The organism is Pinibacter aurantiacus, from assembly GCF_019130065.1.
Lineage (GTDB): Bacteria > Bacteroidota > Bacteroidia > Chitinophagales > Chitinophagaceae > Pinibacter > Pinibacter aurantiacus.
The window spans coordinates 523,135-545,104 of sequence record NZ_JAHSPG010000018.1 but is presented as its reverse complement, the minus strand read 5'-3'; the positions used below and the strand labels follow the sequence as shown (position 1 = coordinate 545,104).

Sequence of the window (21,970 nt, the reverse complement as noted above, 5' to 3'; positions counted from 1 at the left end):
CGTCTTGTTGTTTATTTCCCGCGCCCTCTGCACTGAATACCCTTCGGGTAAGGGCTGTTCTTTTGCATTACATTGCTGGTAACATGTCGCTCCTACGGAGCTGTTCATTATAAATGACATGTGTCATAGGTCTACGAACATTTAGCTCTTACGGAGCTTTTACCAGACTAAACGTTGAAATGATTGTGCATGGGTGAAACATTCGTGAACATGTCGGTCCTATGTAGCTGTTGTTTATAAATGATATGGTTCCTATTTCTGCGAACATTTGGCTACTACGGAGCTCCTGCCAAACTGAACTTTAAAATAATTCCGTGAGGGTGAAACGTTCGTAACCATGTTGTTGTTATGGAGTTTCTATCATAATACCGTGTTTATAGTTCTACGAACATTTAGCACTTGCGGAGCTTCTACCAGACTGAACTTTGAAATTACCCCGCAGGGGTAAAACGTTCGTAGCTGATGTATGAATTTCGCAAAGTGAATATCAGCTCCGTAGGAGCGACATGTTTATACGCCAAAACCTCTACAAGATGATATTATCTGTGAGCCACAGGCAAATATTCAAAGACAACAAGGGAATGTGAGTTACTTTTGGCGCTGAAAATACTAACTCGATGAAACGATTTCTATTCTTCATTTTCTGTGTAACAAATGCTTTTGCAGTGAAAAGCATTGCACAAAATGCAGCCTTACAAAAGCCGGTCAAAGTTGAAATAGTTAAAGGAACTGACGGATTCCAGCTCTTGCGCGGCGGTCAGCCCTATTTTGTTAAGGGAGCCGGCGGTTCGGCCTACCCTGAACGCATAGCCGCTTATGGTGGCAACTCCATCCGCACGTGGGGAAGCGACAAGGGGCAGAAGGTGCTGGACTCTGCGCAGAAATATGGTCTTACTGTTTTGATGGGGCTTAGCGTTACTGCCGAGCGTCATGGATTCAGATATGATGATACTGCTGCTGTAAGGAAACAATTGGACAAATTGCGGGGAGAGGTTTTGAAATATAAAGATCATCCGGCACTGCTTGCCTGGGGCATTGGCAACGAGCTTAATCTTAATTACAAGAATCCTAAAGTATGGAACGCGGTGAATGATATTGCTAAAATGATTCACTCGCTCGATTCCAACCATCCTGTTTGCACGGTGCTTGCAGGGGCAAATAAAGATGTGATTGGTCTTATTAATACATCTTGCCCTGATCTTGATTTTCTTGGCATCAACACCTACGGTGATCTGGCAGGTTTGCCGAAGAATATTCGTAATGCGGCTTGGGCAGGTGCTTACATGGTAACTGAATGGGGACCAACAGGTCATTGGGAAAGTTTATCTACTCCATGGAAATCCGCGATAGAAGAAACAAGTAGTGAAAAGGCGGCGGTTTATAAAACCCGCTATGAATATTCAATTGGTCGCGATAAAGAAAAGTGCCTTGGGTCCTATGTGTTTTTGTGGGGACAAAAACAGGAACGCACTCCTACCTGGTATGGTTTGTTTACAGAAAAAGGTGAAGAAACGGAAGTGATCGACGTGATGCAATATTTATGGACAGCAACATGGCCACGCAACAGGGCACCGCATATTTATTCATTGCAAATAGACGGCAAGAAATCGACAGATTATCTATACTTAACAGCAGGCACTAATTATAAAGCTGCTGTCGCGGCATTTGATCCTGATAATGACAGAATCATTTATCGCTGGGAAATGCTTCCCGAACCTACTCAACTCAGTGAAGGCGGAGACTTTGAAGGTCGCCCAAAACCAGCTGAGCATTTTGTTGTTGGCGAGATCAATCAGAGCAACATTACGTTCACTGCTCCCGCTAAACAAGGCGCTTATCGTTTGTTTATTTATGTAAGTGATGGCAAGAACAAAGTGGCTACAGCGAACTTTCCTTTTTATGTGAAATGAAATGTGTTTAGAAACTGAAAAACTGAGAAGGCTGTATGCTATTTCTGTTTTTCAGTTTTTTTCAGGATTGAATCCCTCTTTCTATCTACCGGTTTACTTGCTCTACGGAATATAAGGAATAACACAATTTTGAGCAGCTAATCTTTTTTGTTCTCGAATTTAATAACTGCATCAGTTATTCTTGGAAGAATCTCAGAAAACCAATGAGGTAAAGAAGCGTAGGCGATTGCAGATCGGCAGATTCCATTTTCCAGCACAACCAGACCGGTGTGTTCGATGGTTGATGTTTCAATTATTGTGACAGAATTGAACATAGGAAAATATTTATCAAGCTTTTCTAGATTACCATAAAAATTAGCGGCAATTGTCGATGGGTCTACGTAGTGCCCACCCTCATTTACTCTTGCGACAACACGAGTTTCGGACAAGGCTGTGTCTTTTAATCCAAAAAAAATCAAATGAATCTCGTAGCCTGCATCTTTAAAATTTTGGGGAATACTCCAGGTTGCATCGTTGGTAAAATGCCCTTCATATGCGAAATCTGAATGCGAATTTAAGGCAGCCTCCACAAGATCATCAAATGTCTCTTCAACAAACTTTGCAGCCAGCTTTTTACATTCTTTGTGAGATTTTACGCCATCGTTCCAAAAATCTTTTCTCTTTTGCATGAATAGCTTGTCTCCATCGAAGATTGTATCCCTTAAATGGCTTGGAATATAGTCGGGACCAACAGATGATTTACCTGCTCCATTTGAGCCTGTTATTATATAGAGAACGGACATCTATTTTATGGAGGAAAAATGAAAACGGCTTCTCAGATAATTTGCTTCAACAGGAGATAGTTCGCGAATCACATCAATATCTCTTGAAGACGGCATGACAGTGATTAATTTAATACTTCCGTTAGGATACTCTAGATAACACTGATTTGAAGATAGTTCCTCAACATTAATCATAAATGGCAAACCATTTCTAAGTTTTTGCTCACGCAATTTCTTTACTGCATTTGTGCCTTTGTTCGCTTCTGCTTTAACGGTTGACATAGCTGCAAATTTAATGAAAACTGACTGATTTTCAAAGTGAGAGGCTCCTTATTCATCCTCAAGCTCCAGGCTTTGCGCAAATGACAATCAGGAGGCACCTTCATAAGTTGGCAATCATTTTATTGTGAGATTCAAACAAAAAAGGGTCGCTTCAACTAAATGAAGCGACCCTTTGGTTTATTGTTTTCAAGGGGGAACTTATTTGATCTCCAATGGTCTTCTATAGGCTTGACTGAAAGTTCCAACAGTGTATTGGTCAGTCACATTTTTTATAAGATCGATATTCACTGTTCTTGTACCGCTCGCAGCATTGTTTAGCAGCTTTACGTAGATTGTATCATAAGCATTTTTCGCTTGCGGAAATGTCATTGTATATACAGTATCGGCAACTACTATCTTGGTGCCGTTCTTATCAACAACGTCAAAATCAACACCTGCTACTGCTGGTGTAGCTAAGCCGTATACGCTCACCACATACTTGGCTACGGCATCGTAATTACGCACAAATGCAGAATGAAACTGTACCGGAAATTTCACTAGCGCTGTTTGATTTTTGGTTACAGATACTTTTGTGTTGTTCCACGGGTATTGGTAGGGCGACTCGTACCCTATGTAATAGTAGTTGTCGTATGTGGGGTCGCTTTTTGGATAGTCTTCTTTATTGCATGAAGAAAGGGTGGCTATGCCCAGCAAAAGCGCTATTGTCGATAAAATTGATGTTTTGAAATTCATTGCTTTTCAGTTTAAAATTCATGAAGACTATTTCCAGTTTGGATTCTGCGTCACGCTTTCTCCACTCAGTGTTATTTCATTAAGCGGCACAGGGTATAAATAATCTTTTGACGGATCAAAACGTCTGTTGGCAGCAGGTTCTACAATTATTAAGCTGTCGCTTGTCAATGTGTTTTTTACATTTCCAACCGGCGTACTTGTCCATTCGGCTTGCGCATATCTTGCGCCCAATATGGCTTTGGGCAATACCGTTTCTGCAAGTTTCCACCTTATCAGGTCATCATACCTGAAACCTTCTAAAGCTAGTTCAACGGTTCTTTCCCTTCTTATTTCGTCTCTCATGTTTAAACCGTTTGCTGTTACAAAAGCATTGGTGAGATTAACTGTTGCGGGCATTGCTACTCTCGCTCTTAGTTTATTGATGGAAGCGTTAAGATCGGCATCACTGATGGAACCATTCAGCTCATACTGCGCCTCAGCATAAGTAAGCAATACTTCCGCATAACGTATAAGCTGCTTGTCTACATTCGCTTTTCCAAGGTTGTCCCAGTCAGCTTGTATGTAACCTTTCTTGCAGGCATAGCCAGACCTTTGCGCACCAACGGCAGGTAGCCAGAGTCCTTTGTAGGACTGCTCTCCCATCTTGTATATTGTTTTGTTCAATCGTGGATCCCTGTTGCTGAAAACATCGTTGTAGCTTTTTTCAGGCGAAATGGTCAGCGGTGATTTTCCCCATGGCAATCCGTCTGTACACAAATAATTGTCGACCAAATTTCGTGTAGGCGTTATGTTTCCTCCTTCTATTCTTCTTGAGTTGTCATGCACTACAATGGTATTAAGATAACTGGCTCCATATACTTTTACAAAAACGTTCTCGGTGTTTGCATTGCCCTCTCCGGCATACAAAAAGTTGTTGTCATAGCTTGCCAGCAATCCATAGCCTTGTGCGGGATCCATTACTTTGGTACATGCATCTACTGCAATGGCAAGGTGCTTGTTAGGGTCTCCATAGCTGTGGTATTTAGAACGGGTTCCCTCATACAAAGCTACACGTGCTTTAAATGCCCACGCTGCGCCTTTCGTTGCTCTGCCATAATCGGCTGCAGGCATCGTAAGTCTTGTTGGCAGCCATTGCGCTGCAAAATCAAGATCTGCATAAATAGTGTCTACTACTACTTCTCTTGCTGTTCTTGGCATTGTCAGTTCGGGACTGCCGATATCCAGCACTTTCATTACGAGAGGAACGTCGCCGTATTTTTTTAATAACTGGAAATACGCATATGCACGGAAGAATCTTGCTTCTGCGAAGTAGCGATTTTTAATAGCGTCTGTTACGTTTGTTTTTTTTCCTTTCTCCAAAATATTATTGGCAGTAAAGATTGTTTTGTAAGGGCGGCTCCAGTCGTCGCTTGTACTTGGTATGTTTCGGCTTCCGTTGCTGGTGGCATCGGCAGAAGTACCCACTACATCGTCGCCCCTGTTATCAAAAACATTCGAGTATGTAGGAGGTGTTTTTGTTTCATCTGAAATTACATTGAATCCTTCGAGTAGATTGTATAACCTGTTACACGCTACTTTTAAGTCGCTTTCGGTGTTCCAGAAAGCCGCGTCAGTAAAGGTGGTTTCGGGCTCCTTGCTTTTAAGACAGCCACCTAAAAAAGTAAGCGAAGCCAGTATGATATAGGGGAGTTTAGATCTTCTTTTCATTTCAATCGTTTTAGTAAAATTTTCATTGATGCTTGATCAAGGTTCTGCTGCTCATTTCAAAAAAAGAATTAGAAACCTGCGTTCAATCCAAATGACACCACTCTGTAGAATGGATAAGTGTTTGCATTTACATTGTTGCCCACTTCTGGGTCGAACACGTTCAACACTTTCGTGTATTCCCACAGATCCTGGCCGGATACATAGGCACGTATGCTCTGGAAGAATTTTCTTTTAATGGGAACATTGTAACCAACCTGAATATTTTTCAGACGGATGTAGCTTCCGTTTTGCACCCATTTATCAGAAGGATCAAAGTTGAAATTGTTGCTGGCATAAGTGCGTGGGAACAATGCGTTCCTGTTGTCAGGCGTCCATCTGTCCATCATAATTGTCCACGGCATATTTGAGCTTGCATTCAGTGGATTCAGTGTGTTTGCTTCGATAAGGAAGTTGCGTTTTCCTACACCCTGGAAGAAACAGGAGAAATCAAAATTCTTCCACGTTGCACCAAGATTGAAGCCAAATGTATAACGGGCATTTGTATTTCCTAAATAAACAAGGTCGCCGGGATTTTGCGGAGTACCACCACCTGCGTTTACTACTTTGTCGCCGTTAAGGTCAAGATATTTAACATCGCCAGGGCCTATGTTTGCAGGCTGTCCGGTCTTTGTAATGCCATATTTAGCATAATCCTCCGGCTGTTGGAAATAACCATCTGTTTTGTATCCCCAAATAGTGTTCAGCGCATAGCCTTGTAAGAGGTTTACAAGACCGCCATTGCCTATTGAATTTTTACCATCGTATTTTACAAGTTCATTTTGGTTGTCTGCTATGTTAACGCCGATTGAGTATGATCCGTTTCTAAACTGATCTTTCCATCTGATGTCAAACTCCCAGCCCCAGCTTTTCAGTTCACCTACGTTGCTGCTCGATACATCCACGCCAATCAGTGAAGGCAACTGCAAAGTGGCCAGCATGTTTTTGTTGCGCTTGGTATAATAATCGGCCGTTACACTCAAACGATTCCTTAAGAAAGCAACATCAAGTCCGATGTCGGAAGTTTGAACAATCTCCCATGTTTTGTTTTTCGAAGGCATGGTAGATTGATAGTAGTAAGGCGTTTTCTGATCGTTGAAAGAAAGACTTGTGCCGCTGTTGAGCAATGCTACATAATCATACAAACCAAGCACCGCGCCATTTCCCAACTGTCCCCATGAAGCACGCAACTTCAAATTATCGATGAATGAAACGTTTCTCATGAAGTTCTCATTCGATATCTTCCAGCCCGCAGAAAAGGAAGGAAATGCTCCCCAGCGATTGGATGGGTCAAGCCTTGTACTTCCATCGTAGCGAAGGTTTGCTTCAAACAAATACTTGTCTCTAAAGTCATAATTAAATCTTCCGAAGTAAGATTCCATTGCCCATGTTTCTACCAAATCGCCGTTTGTTTTTGTAGTAAGGTCTCCGTAATTCAAACTGTAGAAATCATTCGTTGGCATTGTATTGGCACCTGCGGACATTTCATCTTTGCGGTATTCCTCGTATGAGTAACCACCCATCAATTTAAAGTGATGTTCGTTCTTTATATTGGCGGTGTATGTTGCAAATGCCTGAAGATTGTTGTGCCAGCCATTGTTTTTTGTCTTAGCCAAACTATTAGGCACGTTTGCATTGAATCGCACATTAGATGTTGTCATACCGTACCAGTACAAACTTCTTTTTTCAGAACGGTAATCATAGTTGTCCATCAAACGAGAACCAATTACATTGATCGTTAATCCTTTCGCAAGATTTTTTATGGTAAGATTTCCTTGTCCTGTAAATGCCTGGTAATTCTTGTTTGTAACGCCAGAGTTTTTTTCAAGATCAATCGGGTTTACCTGGAGATCGCCGTTATAGATTGAACCTGTTTTATCTTCTGCAGGCACATATATGGGCTGGCGTGTACGAATGCGATAAAGGCGCTCGATCACATTGCCTACACCATAAGAGTTCTCTGCTACGAAAGAACCTGCGTAGCTCGCACTTACCGAAAGGTCCATGTATTTATTCAACTGACCATTTACGTTCAGGCGAAGGTTGTAACGGTCGTTTTGATCGGGGCCGTATTTAATGACACCTTCTCGTGTGTAGTAACCGCCGGAAAGTAAATAGTTGAGTTCTTTTTTTCCACCGCTGATGGAGAGTGAATAGTTCTGCATGGAACTCGTTTGCTTCATGCCTTCTTTCACCCAATTAATATTGTCGTAATAATCCCAGCGAAGCGCATTCGGACTTCCTGTTGGGTTGTTACTCATATTAGGTCTGTAGTCGAAGTTGGGATTTTTCAACCATTGAATTTGTTCATCGGTAAACTCAGGTGCAGCGCCTGAATTCACGCGGCTTTCATTGATCAACGTTTGCTCGTCCCATGAGCTTAAACGCTGCGGCTGTCTTGCAGTTATATTCAATCCGTAGTAAGAATTGAAATTGATATTTGTTCTGCCTCCGGTTCCTTTCTTTGTAGTAACCAATACCACGCCAGCAGCAGCTCTCGCACCGTAGATAGATGCAGCGGCGGCGTCTTTAAGAATGGAGATCGATTCGATGTCGTCCGGGTTCAGGAGGTTCATGTCCATTTCCATACCATCTACCAATATCAGGGCTTTGGTATCGTTGGCAGAAGAGAAACCACGAATGCGGATGTCATAGCCTTCATCACCGGGTTTACCGTTGGTGCGTGTGATCATTACACCGGGCAACAAACCTTGCATGGATGCCATTACATTTGGTACAGGTTTGTTTACAATGTCGGCTTTGTCAACTACCGCCACAGCTCCTGTTAAATCAACTTTCTTTTGCGTACCGTAACCTACTACCACTATTTGTTCGAGTGCGGTGGCTTTGGATACAAGTTTTACGAGCAACGACATCTTTCCGTCCTGCTGAATGATATAGCCAGAGAGCGTTTGCGTCTCATAACCGATGGCCGATACAGTAAAACTATACGGGCCGCCAGCGGGAAGTTTTAAAAACTGGAAGATGCCGGAAGTGTCAGACTGGGCGCCTGCAGAGAAGCTGGTCTTGTCGTTTTTCGCGACAATGCTCGCGCCCGCAATGGGGTTGTCGTGTTCATCTTTAACCTGCCCCCTGAGTGAGTTACCTTGTTGGGAATGTGCTGTAATGGTTAACAGGCAAAGCATCGTCAACATCCAAATTGACAATCGCTTTTTGGAGTTAATAAAGCAAACAATCATAAATAAGCATTGAGTTTTACAAATCGGTTTTGGTTTATTCCATACTACTTATACGTTTATTAATTGCACTACCCCCATCCCGGTTTAATTTTTTTTAACCAAAACTTTACATTGAAAATTTTGAAAAATAATTCTGAGAAAAGGAATAGCAAACTATTGAACAGGCCTGTCAAAATCCGCTGCCAGCGGACATTTAACAAGCTCCATCCTCAAGGGAGCAATAAGGTGAATGGTGTTGTGTGTGCTGAGTCTTTCTATTTCTTTTTTACCAGGTATCCATTTGCGCCTTTCTCAATCTTAAGATTGTTGATCAAAGCGATGGAGGAAAGAATATTATCTAAAGAATCGGTGTTGTCCAACTTGCCAATAAAAGTGATGCCTTTTATGTCGGTGTTTGAATAAACGATCTTTTGATTATACAGGATCTCAAGCTGATCAAACACTTCGGCCAGCGACTGGTTGTTAAACATATACCAGTTGTTGCCCTGCATAGTTTGTGATGCATTATGTGTTTTACTTGCTAAAGCATTTGACGGCACATTAACCGGCTTGTGTTTTAGCGTAACAATTTTTGTGTTTCTTGAATACAACAATATATCTCCCGGTGCCATAAACGTATACATATCTTTCATGTCACCCTTTGGCGCAGCGGTCGATGGAGTCACGACAACCTTTCCTTCAAACAACGATACGCGAATGTTATCATCCCCCGCAAATGATTTTACGGAAAATCTTGTGCCCAGTACAGTGGTGGCGATATCGTCCGAGTAAACCGTAAATGGCCTGTGACTGTCTTTGGTTACTGAAAAGTTTGCACCACCGTTCAGTATAATATCTCTTTTATCCGTTGAGAAAGCTTCGTAGTAAGAAATAGAACTGCCCGGCATTAATGCAACAACAGTTGAATCGCTTAACACCACAAGCATTTCTTTTGCGGAGCTGTTTGTTGTTGTTTTGCGGGCTATTTCCTGTTGTGTATTCTTGTTGCCCGTTTCTATTACACCGCCTTTTTGTTTTGTTAGTAAAAACCATGAACCTGCCACAGCAATGGCAATAGCGGCAGCAACAGCCGGTTTTCTTAAGTAGTAAATTATTGATGGGGTTTTGCGGCTTTCAGCTTTTACGACATCCCACATTTTGGTGCTTTGTTCGGCTGGCAGGGATTGCTGGGCCTTGAAATCGTTCCATTCCTTCTCATCCAGGTACTCAAATACAGAGTCAGGGTATTGATCGAAATGTCGCAATACCTCTGCAGTTTCTTCCTTACCGGACTGCCCTTTAAGAAACCTGTCTATCATCGCCTTTGTAATCATAGCCTGTCAAAATGGATGTTTGCCATTATTATACGTTTATTAGAGTCATTACCCCTATCTGAAAATTAAATTTCCACAAAGAAAAATCAGTGTGAGTATCGGAAAATAAATTCTTATTGCTTTTAATGCCTTCGAAATGTGGTGTTCTACCGTTTTGGTGGATATTGACAAGCGTTGTGCTATTTCTTTGTAAGTCAAGCCTTCGATCCTGCTCATTTCGAAGACTTTCCGTCTTACGGGCGGCAGATTTTGCATGGCTGTGTGTAGCTGTGCCTGCATTTCTTTCGCACTGTTGTTGGCAAAAAAATCTTCGCCGGAAGGAATATCTGTTTTTTCAAGACTGTCAGTTAAGTCTTGTGAAAGACTTTGCTTTCTTCGCAGATCTATCAAAGTCGTAGTAGCAATTCTGTACAATTGGGTAGAAAAAGCCAGCGATGGATTGAGTGATTTCCTGTATTTCCAAAGTTTTATAAAGGATAGCTGCACCACTTCTTCCGCAAGGTATGCGGATCTCGTTTTGGTGAAAACATAGAAATAAAGCTTCTCGTGGTATCCATTGAATACCTCCTGGAATGCAGCTTCATCTCCGTTCATTATGGCAAGTATGTGATCCAAAGCGGTTCAAATATATAAAAATTACGATTCGCAAGTAGTGAGTGCGTTCAGGAAAAATTATCTAGAAGGGAAAAGTGCGGTCGTATTAAGATAATTTACAATAGGCTTCCTTAATTATTAGAAATAGCTTTCCAACAACAGTTTTTATTTTTATCTTAATACTCATAAGCGGCTGCAATTTTCGAGCTGCAATTTTGCAGCTGCCATGTCTCCCTTCTTCCCTGTTCTTATGTAAAACTGTAAGCTTCATAGTAAAAATCAAACGCTCGCCAAACGATTGTCAGTATAAGTCATTTGTCAAAACCTATCCTCAACTCAGTTGTTACAATACACCGTACCGTTTAATTGAACATAGCGCATCGTTTTTTTACTAATCATAAACACAAACACAAATTACATGGCAGATCCTAAGCAAAATTACCAGCAAACCGCACTCGGCGACAAAGCGGCAAGGCAACTCGCCATTGCTACGCGTACCGTTCCCCAGATGGTCACCATCAGTCCGCGCTGGCTTACAAAACTAATGAGCTGGGTGGGCGTGGAATCAGGCGTATATCGTCTTAATAAAGTAAAAGATGGTACAGCCATCGAAGTGGATTGCTCTGCGCGTGATGAGCATACGCTACCACAAACATTTGTTGATTATATTGAAGACCCGCGAGAGTATAATCTAGCTGCAGTGCAAACCATTGTGGATGTGCACACCAGGGTTTCCGATTTATATAGTAAGCCTTACAATCAAATCAGCGAGCAACTTCGCCTGGCGATCGAAACCATTAAGGAGCGCCAGGAAAGTGAGTTGATCAACAACAAAGAATATGGTTTGCTCAACAGTGTGGCGAAATCGCAAATTATTAAAACACGCACGGGTGCACCAACACCAGACGACCTGGATGAGTTGATAACATTGGTATGGAAAGAGCCCGGCTTTTTCCTGCTGCATCCTTTGGCGATTGCTGCATTTGGCCGTGAGTGTACTCGTAGAGGAGTGCCTCCGCCGACAGTATCTCTGTTCGGCTCGCAGTTCATTACATGGCGCGGTATTCCATTGATTCCTTCCAATAAACTGCCAATCGAAAAAGGTAAAACAAAGATCATTCTCATGCGCACAGGCGAAAGCAGGCAGGGCGTGGTTGGTCTGTTTCAACCAGGCTTGCAGGGCGAGCAATCTCCGGGCCTGTCTGTTCGCTTTATGGGCATCAATAACAAGGCCATCGCCTCTTACCTGGTATCATTGTATTGCTCGTTGGCCGTATTGGTTGATGATGCGATTGCAGTATTAGAAGACGTTGAAATAGGCAAATACCATGAGTACAAATATTGAGCATAACGAGTTGCCGGATATTGCTTTTTTAGAGCAATTGGCAAATCAGTATTTTAAAGAATCGCCAGTGCCGCAACAACCGGAAATTAGCGCAGCACAAGGCTTACCTTATGCGGGGCAGGAATCAAATTATGACACACTGGTTGCGCAATCTTCAGCAGCGCCTGTTGCGCCGCTAGTTGGAACTGTTCCGCTGCAACAACCTTCTGTTGCGGGTTCGGGTGTTTCGCCTTCGGCAATAGGCTATGTAAATTTAATAGACCTTGGCAACACCGCTCCGGAACCTCCATTGCAGTCTGGTAATATAAATGAAGGTGGTGTGCCTCTTTCGGTGGCGGGCAGCGGTGCTTCTCCTTCAACGGTGCAGCATGGTAACAATGTCAATTTCGATGATCCGCAAACAAGTTTTCCCGATACCAACTTAAAAGGCAGCAACAGCAGAAATATTCCCGGCGACAGTGTATTTTCTCCTGCGACCGTTTTGAAAAAATATGGCGTTGGGTTTGATGAGCATGTTCCATCCACCGGTTCGCATTTTGGTCAGCCTTCCGTTGCAGAGCCACCAAAGTCCTCCTACAGCAGCAGTGAAGGTGGTGTGCCTCTTTCGGTGGCGGGCAGCGGTGCTTCTCCTTCAACGGTGCAGCATGGCAATAATGTCAATTTTGATGATCCGCAAACAGGTTTTCCCGATGCGAATCTGAAAGGCAGAGATCAGAGAAATATTCCCGGCGACAGTGCATTTTCTCCGGCAAATGTTTTAAAGGAATATGGCGTTGCATTTGATGTAGAGCATATTCCGTTTCTTGACCTGCATTCCGGACAAACCGCCATTGATCACTATCCTGCCACAGGTATTGAACAGACGCCGAGCTATTACTTTTTGCCGGACAATCACCAGGCGCAGCCATTGATCAATGAGCCTGTTTTAGCCAAGAGCAATTACTCCACTTCCTCGCTCCTTCCCTGGGGATTTGATGCGAACATCATCAAAAAAGATTTTCCAATACTAAGCGAACGTGTGAATGGCAAGCCGGTCATTTGGCTGGACAATGCAGCCACAACGCAAAAGCCAAGGTCGGTAATTGACAGGATCAGTTATTTCTATGAGCATGAAAATTCCAACATCCATCGTGCAGCACACACGCTCGCAGCACGCGCCACAGATGCGTATGAAGAGGCTCGTAAAAAAGTGCAGCTGTTTATCGGCGCGGGATCACCCAACGAAATCATTTTCGTAAGAGGAACTACTGAAGCGATAAATCTTGTTGCGAAAAGTTGGGGTGAACAAAACCTTTCGGCGGGTGATGAAATCATTCTCACGCATCTGGAACATCACGCCAACATTGTTCCCTGGCAACAACTCGCTGCAAAAAAAGGCCTGAAGATCCGCGTTGTTCCTGTTGATGATGACGGGCAGGTTTTATTGGATGAATATGCCAAGCTATTGAATCCAAAAACAAAACTGGTTTCTTTTACGCAAGTCTCAAATGCACTCGGCACCGTTACGCCTGCAAAACAAATTATTCAGATGGCAAAGCAGGCAGGCGCAAAAGTCTTGCTGGATGGTGCGCAATCTGTTTCGCATCTTCGTGTAAATGTGCGTGAGCTGGATGTGGACTGGTTTGTATTTTCAGGTCATAAAATATTTGGCCCCACAGGCATTGGCGTTGTTTTTGGTAAAGAAGATTTATTGAATGAAACACAACCCTGGCAAGGAGGTGGCAACATGATAAAGGATGTAACATTCGAGCGCACACAATTTCAAAATGCACCTTATCGCTTTGAAGCTGGAACGGGCAATATAGCAGATGCTGTAGGGCTGGGTGCTGCTCTCGATTATGTGACACATCTTGGTATTGACAACATTTACCAATATGAACATTACCTGTTGCAGTATGCCACACATTTAATGCAACAAGTGCCGGGTTTAAAATTGATCGGCACGGCTCCGGATAAAACAAGTGTGCTTTCATTTACACTGAATGGCTATACCAATGACCAGGTGGGGCAAGCGCTGAACCAGGAAGGTATTGCGGTACGCACGGGGCATCATTGTGCTCAACCTATCCTTAGAAGATTCGGGCTGGAAAGCACGGTGCGTCCATCGCTGGCATTTTATAACACTTGTAATGATGTAGATGTGATGGTTGCAACACTGCGAAGATTAAAGGGTATGAAGTAGCAACGAGTTTTTCTCAAAACATTTTATATCACAACAATGAGGCCCATACTTCAAAGAGATATGGGCTTTGTTGTGTTTGGTTGTATGCAATTAATGCCCTACGGGCAATACAGCGTCCTTGTGCAAGTTCCTATTGATATTATTTCCCTACGGGAAACTTTGCCCTTAGGGCATAAATATCAATAGAAAATGTTACAACATGAACAATATTGTCCGTAGGACATTAATGAAATGTAGACGTTAAAACATCTGCAAGTTGGCCATGTAATTTTTAAAGCGAGATCGCTGTTAGATAAAGCTGTCGTAATGCAGTATAAATGCCCTATTTTGCATGCAGGGTTGCTCAGCATTACTTTCAAAAAGTATGTAACCCTGATTTTTATACTTAACCCAGCTTCATATGCTAAAAAAGACAGCCATTGTAACTACCGCATTTGCTCTGCAAATCTTAGCTGCCAATGCACAGAAAAATCAATTGATCACGGATATTGAAGGAAGAAAAACGATTAGCCTGAATGGGAAATGGCAATATATTGTGGACCCATACGAAACGGGCTTTTATGATTATCGCTTCAAAGAGCGACTGGAAAAAGACAACGATGCGTTCTGGAACAGTGATGTGCCTAAAAATAAATATGATCACAAGGAATATGGTTACTCAGATAAGAACACGTTGAAAGTGCCGGGTGACTGGAATTCGCAGGATGCAAAGTTTCTTTACTACGAAGGCACTGTGTGGTACAAGAAAACGTTTGATTATAAAAAGAGCAACGCGTCCGACAGAGTGTTTCTTTCCTTCGGCGCCGCCAATTACAAAACGGATGTTTATTTGAACGGAAAGAAACTAGGGCAACACATCGGCGGCTTCACTCCGTTTAATTTTGAAATACCTGATTCCATAATAAGAACAAAGGGCAACTACCTCGTTGTAAAAGTGGACAATAAAAGAGGTGCAGAAGAAATACCTACACTGAATACAGATTGGTGGAACTATGGCGGCATTACAAGGGATGTAAAGCTGGTAGAACTGCCAGCAAATTTCATCACCGGGTTTTCATTGCAACTTACAAAACTGTCACCGGGCGATAATAAAATACAGGGCAATGTAAAACTAGATCAAAGCAGCAATGTGAGCGAAGTACAGGTTGAAATTCCTGAACTGAAACTGAAGCAAAGTTTTCCGGCAAGCAATAATATTGCCGCGATAGATTTTACTGTTGCCAACCTACAATACTGGTCGCCAAAAACACCGAAATTATATCGCGTTATTGTTACTGCGGGTGCGGACAAATTGGAAGATAAAATAGGTTTCCGTACCATTGAAGCAAAGGGCGAGCAACTGTTATTGAACGGCAAGCACCTATTTCTGCGTGGCATTAGCATACACGAAGAAATTCCACAGGAAGGCCGCCGCGCCTACAGCAGAGCCGACGCACTGCAGTTGCTTGGTTGGGCAAAGGAGTTGAATTGTAACATGGTGCGTCTCGCCCATTATCCACATGATGAAAGCATGACCAGGATAGCAGACTCTTTGGGTGTATTGGTGTGGTCAGAAATTCCGGTGTACTGGACGATCAATTTTAAAAGCGAAGAAGTATTGGGCAAAGCCAAACAGCAACTAACGGAAATGGTCACACGAGATCAGAACCGTGCGAGCATCATCATTTGGTCGGTGGGTAATGAAACGCCTATTTCTGAAACCCGTACCAACTTTATGCACACATTATTGCAAACAGCAAAAGAGCTGGACCCTACGCGCCTTGCTTCTGCTGCATTGGAGGTTTCGTATAAGGCAGAAGGCAAAAACATCAACCTGATAGATGATCCGTTGGGCAAGTACGTTGACATGGTTTCTTTTAATGAATATCTTGGCTGGTACCTGGGCACACCTGATAGCTGCAAAACCGCTAACTGGGCCACGATCTACGACAAGCCTTTATTCATTAGCGAAACTGGTGCGGAGGCTAAAGGAGGTTTCATCAGTAGCTCAAAAGCAATGTGGAGCGAAGACTACCAGGCCTGGTACTATAAAGAACAAATAGCGATGCTAAAAAGAATGCCTGCGAACTTTAGCGGCATTTCTCCATGGATACTCGCGGACTTTCGCTCTCCACGAAGAAACAACCCAACCTACCAGCAAGGCTGGAACACAAAAGGTTTGATTGATAGAAATGGCAAGAAGAAGAAAGCGTTCTTTTTGTTGAAGGAATACTATGGGGAGATGGAGAAAATGTATCCGTAGGAGTTGCTGAAAGGGGAAGCTGGGAAAGTTGTTAGTATATAGTTTATAGTTGTTAGAGTTAAATTTCAAATAGTCGTCAGTAAAGGCTAACAACCATTAACTAACAGCTAACAATTTTCCCCGCCGTGAAGCTATTTGCGGCGTACGGAAAATAAAATACATTTGCGTTCCGTACGCCTAAATGGCATGCGACTTTAACCCCAAACAGTAACAGGAATGCACAAATTGCCATTAAGCATCCGCGCAGTCGCGCGTGGGTGTAATAATCCGTTACCCGTAGCCATCCGGCGATCGGGTTTTCTCAAAATTTTAGCACTGATTTTTTCCCTGTCGTTTTTTACTGCACCTGGCGCTTATGCGCAGGGAGGTTGGGAAGCGCCGGTAACCGCCTGGGACCCAACATGGTTCATGCGCCCTATTGTTACTCCGGGTGGCATTAAGGCACAGCATGGTTTGCTTTTGTATTGGCAACGTGCCACTTGCGATAAGAGTGGAAATATGATCGGCTCGCCCAGGGTAGCAATATACAATGCTGATCCGGGCGTAACAGTTAGTAATGTATCGGTAACTGCGGTGGGTATTGGCTGTGACGGAAAGCAGGGAACGAGCATTTACCAGGCAAGTGAACTGAGACCTTATGACAGGAAAGCCAACAATTACTGGGACAGATGCTATTTTCGCGTAATCACTAAAGTTGTTGCAGTTCGCTTTGATTACGACATTGGTAACCTTCACTATTATGTGCAGTATGACCAGGAACAAGGCGTCAATTCCATCAAGATAAACGGCATGGACCAGGATGAGTGGTTAAAACAGCAACAGCAGAAAGCTCAGGACCTGAAACGACAAGTGGCGGACGCAAAAAAGAAGTTCGACAACATCGTAGCAACTTATAATCTGCAACTGAATAGTCTTCGCAATGCGCAAACGAAAAGCAGTTTCAGCAATGCTCTGAACAATTGGCAAAGGCAATTCAACACTGGCGAGCAGTTGGCACAACAATACCTGACTGTTACTGACAAGGACAAAGTACAGCCGCAACTCGAGCTTCTAAATGACATTACCGAAAAGCTGAACAAAAACCTGGGCGAGCTGAACACTGCGGTAGAAAAAGAAAAACAAGTGCAAGCCAATACGAAACCGGGTTCAACGGGTGGAGCGCAAAATACGAATACGAACACGAATGCCAACCAGTCTCACACTACTGCGTCAACGAATGGTAATGTACAAACGAATCAACGTGCAACAACAACGACTACTACTAGCAACAGTAATGTAAGAAACACGCAAAGCCAGGTGTACCAGCAACAGGCCGACAGTTACCTGAATGCGGCCAATAATTCCAGCGATGCGATACAGCAATCGCTTAACCTTAATCTTGCCAAAACGAATGCATCTGCCGCCGGCAATACTTACCAGGTGCAACAAATACAGCAGGCGCAAAACCAGGCCCAGCAAGCCAACCAGCAAGCAATGGCAAGTAGTCTTGGGGATCTTGCCAGTGCTACAATGGGTTATTTCGACCAAAAGGCGCGTAACAAAGAACTCGACCGGCAGCAAGCGCTCGAATATCAACAGTATGAACGTCAAAGGCAAGCGGAAATGCAGGCAGCACAAAGAGCACAGGAACAAGAACAGGCAAAAAGAAATGCAGCGCTTCAGGCAGAGAGACAAGCTGCGCTGCAACGGCAATGGAACACAGATAAAGAGGCATTGGGCGATTACCTCACACATAAAACAAGCTCCACTATTCCTGAAAATAAAAAGGAGGCGTTCTTTATTGTTTATGAGCGTCTGCATCCGTCCGGTACATCGTACAGTGTTGTAAAAATGAGGACCTATGCAATAGAAAAATATAGTGATGGCACGTGGATGCCAATAATTGACCTGCTGAACAAATTGAAATGCACAGAGGCATTTGACCTTGACCGTACAAAAATTGGCCTTGGCTATTTTCCCAGCAAGCAGGAAGCTTTGCAGTTTATCGAAAATATCAAGGGCTATTTTAAAGAACGCGTTACAACTGACATGTCGTTCATCACTATTAATCAATCTCTACAATCGACTCCTCAAAAGGATAATTTCTGGAATCAATAAAAATTACGAACCAAATGAAAAAACTGACAGCTTTTTTAGTCGCCATCTTAATAATTAAAAATATTTCCGCACAAATAAGCGATGGTGATGCCAGGTTAGCCTATCAGCAGATCAACGATGCATATGAGAGCACATCATATTACTCAGGCTCTCAAATGAGTGATGCCCTTAAACAAAGGATGGGAAAATGGATGCCCAAGGTACTTTATATGTATTTGGAATGCGCGTATAAGAACTATACGGAAAATTCGCAAACCGGTGGCATTCGATATCCTGTGGATTACAAGAGATTTTGCAGTTTCAAAAGCCAGGCAGATACTTTTTTCACACTGATCGACAAAGCTACCTATCCGCAGGACAAATACAATAACATGGTAGACGTACAAAAGTATTTTTCGGATATGATGGTGAGGTATAAGTACCAGGAAAGCCGCACACCTGAAAGTGCGGTTGCTTTTTTAAATGAGTGCGCGAGAAGATATGCAAGACGCAATGTTGGCGGTCAACCAAATGTTAAGAATCCCTCCATCTTCGCTTTTACGAATGATGCCGGCGATGAAAGTTTTTATAGAAATATTCGATTTCTGCTCGAGGACGGTTATCTGAATGTTTTGGTGATCAACAAATGGAGTTATAAAGTTGATAGAAAAAACACCTTTGCTGTAATCAACAATGACGTAATTGACCTTCACAATGCGCAGCCACTGGATGTGCGAAGGAACTATCTTAGGGGCTACATCAACCATAAGTTGTATGTATATAAAAGAAAAGAAGATCTTCCCGCCCTGGATTCAACGCACCCTAAAAAAGTAGTTGTTCAAAACAATGACCTGTTTCAATATGTTTACGAGGGCTACGACAAAAAAACAGGCAGCATGAACATTGCGGCGAATTATGTACAATATCCGATACTTGATCTGTTTAATCAAACGGATCAATTTTCAGCTGACCATTTAGGTGAAAGAATAATTGAGGCGTTTAATTTTCTGTTGAATTATTATCCTGTATTGCCGGTTAACAATGCTCCGAAAGAAGAGACAAACCGGCCCTTAGGATTTTAGACAGGCAGTAATGATAGACTAAATGATCTTAGTATTCAATTGACGTTTGTTCCTCTAACAATTCTTATTATAAAAAAGGTTCGTAATATTTTTTTATTACGAACCTTTGATTTTATAGAAGATACTCTTATTTTTTTAACAACCTTACTTCGTAGATATTTCCCAATTCAGCTCCCTCTCTCGCTTTGAATTTAACCGTTATCAAAGCTGAAGACGTCAAAGATGCAGGGAGATCAATTGATCGGATTTTGAAGTCGTTGCCTTCTGTTCCCTGCAAGTCGATTGATGCAATCAGCTGTTCATTTGCATATACGTCAAACTGTTTATTTCTTTCTGCACCGTAATAGGTAAAACTGATTTGTCCCGCATTGGCACCGGCATTTCTCAAATCATAACTGAACCAACCTTTGCCTGCACGAAAATGTTTCTCCCTGAAAAATCCTTCAAATGTTTTCTCGCCTTTAAAATGGTGATCAGCTTCCGGTTGTTGTTCGCCTGGATAGACCATGTCTATCGTTGCAGCTTCGAGTTTCAGTTTATACGCTTCTTTGTCTTTGATCGACTTTTGCAGTAGCGGCAGTTCTTCCTTCGTGGTATATGGCCAATACACTACATACCTGGTATCCTGGACCTGGTAAAAAGGAACAAGTTTTAAGTCTTTGTATCTTTCTCCGTTGATAATATTTGCGGCAGAAAAAATCAATTTGCTTGTATCGGTTTCAACAGGCAATTGCGTTTTGGATATACTATCGATTACCAGCAAAGGAGCTTCTTCCAGAGAAACGAGTTTACCATTGGCGATATGTCCCCATCTGCTACCATCTCCCTGCAATCCTTTCAAATCTGTTGTGTCTGTCGCCGCGGCTAAAACGATTGGCCCATGTACAAAGGATATCCAGTGGCTTTTGTCAGGCAGCTCTTCGGCTACAGTTTTCATTGGAAGTCTTAAGTTGACAACGTCGCCTTGTTTCCATATCCTGCTGATCGATAGATAACCATCTTCGTCTATTGCCGCTTGTATCGGTTTGCCATTAACCATCACAACTTCACTCCCATTGATCCATGAGGGCCTGCGAAATTTTAGCCTTAATTGCTGTGGTTTGTTTACTCCAAATTTCAAAGTAGTTGATTCTGCAAATGGAAATTTAGTTTGTTGTGTAATGGTCAACCCCTTTTCTTTCCAGTTTAACACAGAAGGAACAAAAAGATTTACAAATAAATCAGTGGAGGAATGCGCATAAATCAATTCACCGTATTTGCCATGGTTCTCGAGTCCCGTTCCCACACAGCACCAAAAATCCTTTTGTGGTGAAGAATATACCTTGTAATGATTTGGTCTTATCGGTGTAAAATAGACAAAGCCTCCGTTTGGTTGCTGCGTTGAAAGAATATGATTGTACATGGTTCTTTCGTAGTAATCCATGTATTTTGACAATGGATTTGACAGGAACAATTCCTTTGTCAACTTCAGCATATTGTAACTGTTGCAGGTTTCAGGGCCTTCCCGGGATTCCAGCATGGGTGTAAAATCATCAACAGGATTGAAATGTTCTCTTACACTATTGCCACCGAAAGCAACTGTTCTATTTTGTGTAACTGTTTGCCAAAAGAAAGCAGCAGCATCTGCCCATTGCTTGTCGTTGTCAAGCATGGCAATCCGCATAAAACCAATCACTTTCGGAATTTGTGTATTGGCATGAAGTCCCGTAAGCAGATCCTTTTTTTCCAAAAGCGGATTAAGAATGGCGCGATGGGAAAAACGTTTCGCTTCCTTCATATATTTTTGATCGCCGGTAATGAAGGACACATTTGCAAGCACTTCGTTCATGCCGCCATGTTCAACTGCAAGCATTTGCTGCATTTGCTCATCTGTAAGATGTGATGTCAATGTTACGCACCAGTCAGACAGCTTTACCAGTATTTGTTTTGCCTCCTGGTTTCCTGTAATTAAGTATGCATCGATAAGGCCTGAATACAATTTGTGAATGTTATACCAGGGAACCCATCTTTTATATACGATGCCAACATTTCCTTTTGCTACTTCACTCCAAAGCTCTTTGCTGTCGGGTATTCCACCCACATATCCATTCCCGTTGGCAGCCTGGCATTTGGCAAGCCAGCCGAGCATATAATTCATTCTGTCAAGGAATATTTTGTTGCCTGTTGCTGCATACATCTGGGCAACGGCACTCAGGTAATGTCCCGCTATGTGGCCGTCGAGTCCATCGCTTTCCCAATTGCCATAATTTTCTTTGAGGGGCTTTATTCCGGCATCTTTTAAAAAAGGAGCCAGCAGGCGATCCTCATCAAGAGAAAGAATATAGTTGATGTCATCCTGCTGCGCTTTTTTAAAAGGACTCTCCAGTAGCTTTACTGATGCCAAAGGAAAAGTTTGCAGTTTTGCAGATTGACTGAATGTCGATGCATTGGTTCCCAAAAGAACGAAAACAACCGGTAATAACTTTTTCATTTTTGATTGGGTATAATGTTAGTTGGAGTTTTGATTTG

The 21,970-nt window shown here is 42.7% G+C and carries 14 protein-coding genes; 6 read left to right on the top strand and 8 right to left on the bottom strand.

Annotated elements, in window-relative coordinates:
- The first annotated feature begins 617 nt into the window (after window positions 1-617).
- Window positions 618-1,910, top strand: a complete 1,293-nt coding sequence (locus KTO63_RS25650) for a glycoside hydrolase 5 family protein (protein ID WP_217795083.1) — start codon at window positions 618-620, stop codon at window positions 1,908-1,910.
- A gap of 137 nt (window positions 1,911-2,047) precedes the next feature.
- Here the strand turns inward: KTO63_RS25650 and KTO63_RS25645 are convergent, their stop codons facing one another.
- The 7 genes from KTO63_RS25645 to KTO63_RS25615 form a co-directional block, all read right to left on the bottom strand.
- A complete protein-coding gene (locus KTO63_RS25645) occupies window positions 2,048-2,692 on the bottom strand; it encodes a zeta toxin family protein (RefSeq protein WP_217795081.1) in 645 nt (214 codons plus the stop codon).
- Window positions 2,693-2,953 (bottom strand): hypothetical protein, encoded by a 261-nt coding sequence (locus KTO63_RS25640; RefSeq protein ID WP_217795079.1) that lies wholly within the window; start codon window positions 2,951-2,953, stop codon window positions 2,693-2,695. It abuts the gene before it with no gap.
- 198 nt (window positions 2,954-3,151) lie between these two features.
- Window positions 3,152-3,685: a hypothetical protein gene (locus tag KTO63_RS25635; RefSeq protein WP_217795078.1), complete on the bottom strand. Its 534-nt coding sequence runs from the start codon at window positions 3,683-3,685 to the stop codon at window positions 3,152-3,154.
- Between the two features lie 27 nt (window positions 3,686-3,712).
- Window positions 3,713-5,392 carry a RagB/SusD family nutrient uptake outer membrane protein gene (locus tag KTO63_RS25630; RefSeq protein WP_217795076.1) on the bottom strand — a complete coding sequence of 560 codons (1,680 nt, stop codon included), beginning with the start codon at window positions 5,390-5,392 and terminating at the stop codon, window positions 3,713-3,715.
- A 68-nt stretch (window positions 5,393-5,460) separates the two neighbouring features.
- The gene (locus KTO63_RS25625) at window positions 5,461-8,628 is read right to left on the bottom strand and encodes a SusC/RagA family TonB-linked outer membrane protein (protein ID WP_217795074.1); all 3,168 of its coding nucleotides are present in this window, start codon (window positions 8,626-8,628) and stop codon (window positions 5,461-5,463) included.
- Between the two features lie 254 nt (window positions 8,629-8,882).
- Window positions 8,883-9,941 (bottom strand): FecR family protein, encoded by a 1,059-nt coding sequence (locus tag KTO63_RS25620; protein ID WP_217795072.1) that lies wholly within the window; start codon window positions 9,939-9,941, stop codon window positions 8,883-8,885.
- 54 nt (window positions 9,942-9,995) lie between these two features.
- Window positions 9,996-10,556 (bottom strand): RNA polymerase sigma factor, encoded by a 561-nt coding sequence (locus KTO63_RS25615; protein ID WP_217795070.1) that lies wholly within the window; start codon window positions 10,554-10,556, stop codon window positions 9,996-9,998.
- A 397-nt stretch (window positions 10,557-10,953) separates the two neighbouring features.
- On the opposite strand from KTO63_RS25615, the gene KTO63_RS25610 reads away from it, so the two are divergent.
- The 5 genes from KTO63_RS25610 to KTO63_RS25590 all read left to right on the top strand — a co-directional run bounded on the left by KTO63_RS25610 (window position 10,954) and on the right by KTO63_RS25590 (window position 19,462).
- On the top strand, window positions 10,954-11,880 hold the full coding sequence (locus KTO63_RS25610) for a family 2A encapsulin nanocompartment shell protein (RefSeq protein ID WP_217795068.1): 927 nt from the start codon (window positions 10,954-10,956) through the stop codon (window positions 11,878-11,880).
- The gene (locus tag KTO63_RS25605) at window positions 11,864-14,062 is read left to right on the top strand and encodes a family 2A encapsulin nanocompartment cargo protein cysteine desulfurase (RefSeq protein ID WP_217795066.1); all 2,199 of its coding nucleotides are present in this window, start codon (window positions 11,864-11,866) and stop codon (window positions 14,060-14,062) included. The genes KTO63_RS25610 and KTO63_RS25605 overlap by 17 nt, the downstream gene beginning before the upstream one ends.
- A gap of 400 nt (window positions 14,063-14,462) precedes the next feature.
- Complete coding sequence (locus KTO63_RS25600) at window positions 14,463-16,304, top strand: glycoside hydrolase family 2 protein (protein ID WP_217795064.1); 1,842 nt, start codon at window positions 14,463-14,465, stop codon at window positions 16,302-16,304.
- Between the two features lie 216 nt (window positions 16,305-16,520).
- Window positions 16,521-18,401: a cell envelope integrity protein TolA gene (locus tag KTO63_RS25595; protein ID WP_217795062.1), complete on the top strand. Its 1,881-nt coding sequence runs from the start codon at window positions 16,521-16,523 to the stop codon at window positions 18,399-18,401.
- Window positions 18,402-18,415: 14 nt separating this feature from the next.
- Window positions 18,416-19,462, top strand: a complete 1,047-nt coding sequence (locus tag KTO63_RS25590) for a hypothetical protein (RefSeq protein ID WP_217795060.1) — start codon at window positions 18,416-18,418, stop codon at window positions 19,460-19,462.
- A 127-nt stretch (window positions 19,463-19,589) separates the two neighbouring features.
- Here the strand turns inward: KTO63_RS25590 and KTO63_RS25585 are convergent, their stop codons facing one another.
- Complete coding sequence (locus KTO63_RS25585; RefSeq protein ID WP_217795058.1) at window positions 19,590-21,932, bottom strand: glycoside hydrolase family 127 protein; 2,343 nt, start codon at window positions 21,930-21,932, stop codon at window positions 19,590-19,592.
- Window positions 21,933-21,970: the final 38 nt, after the last annotated feature.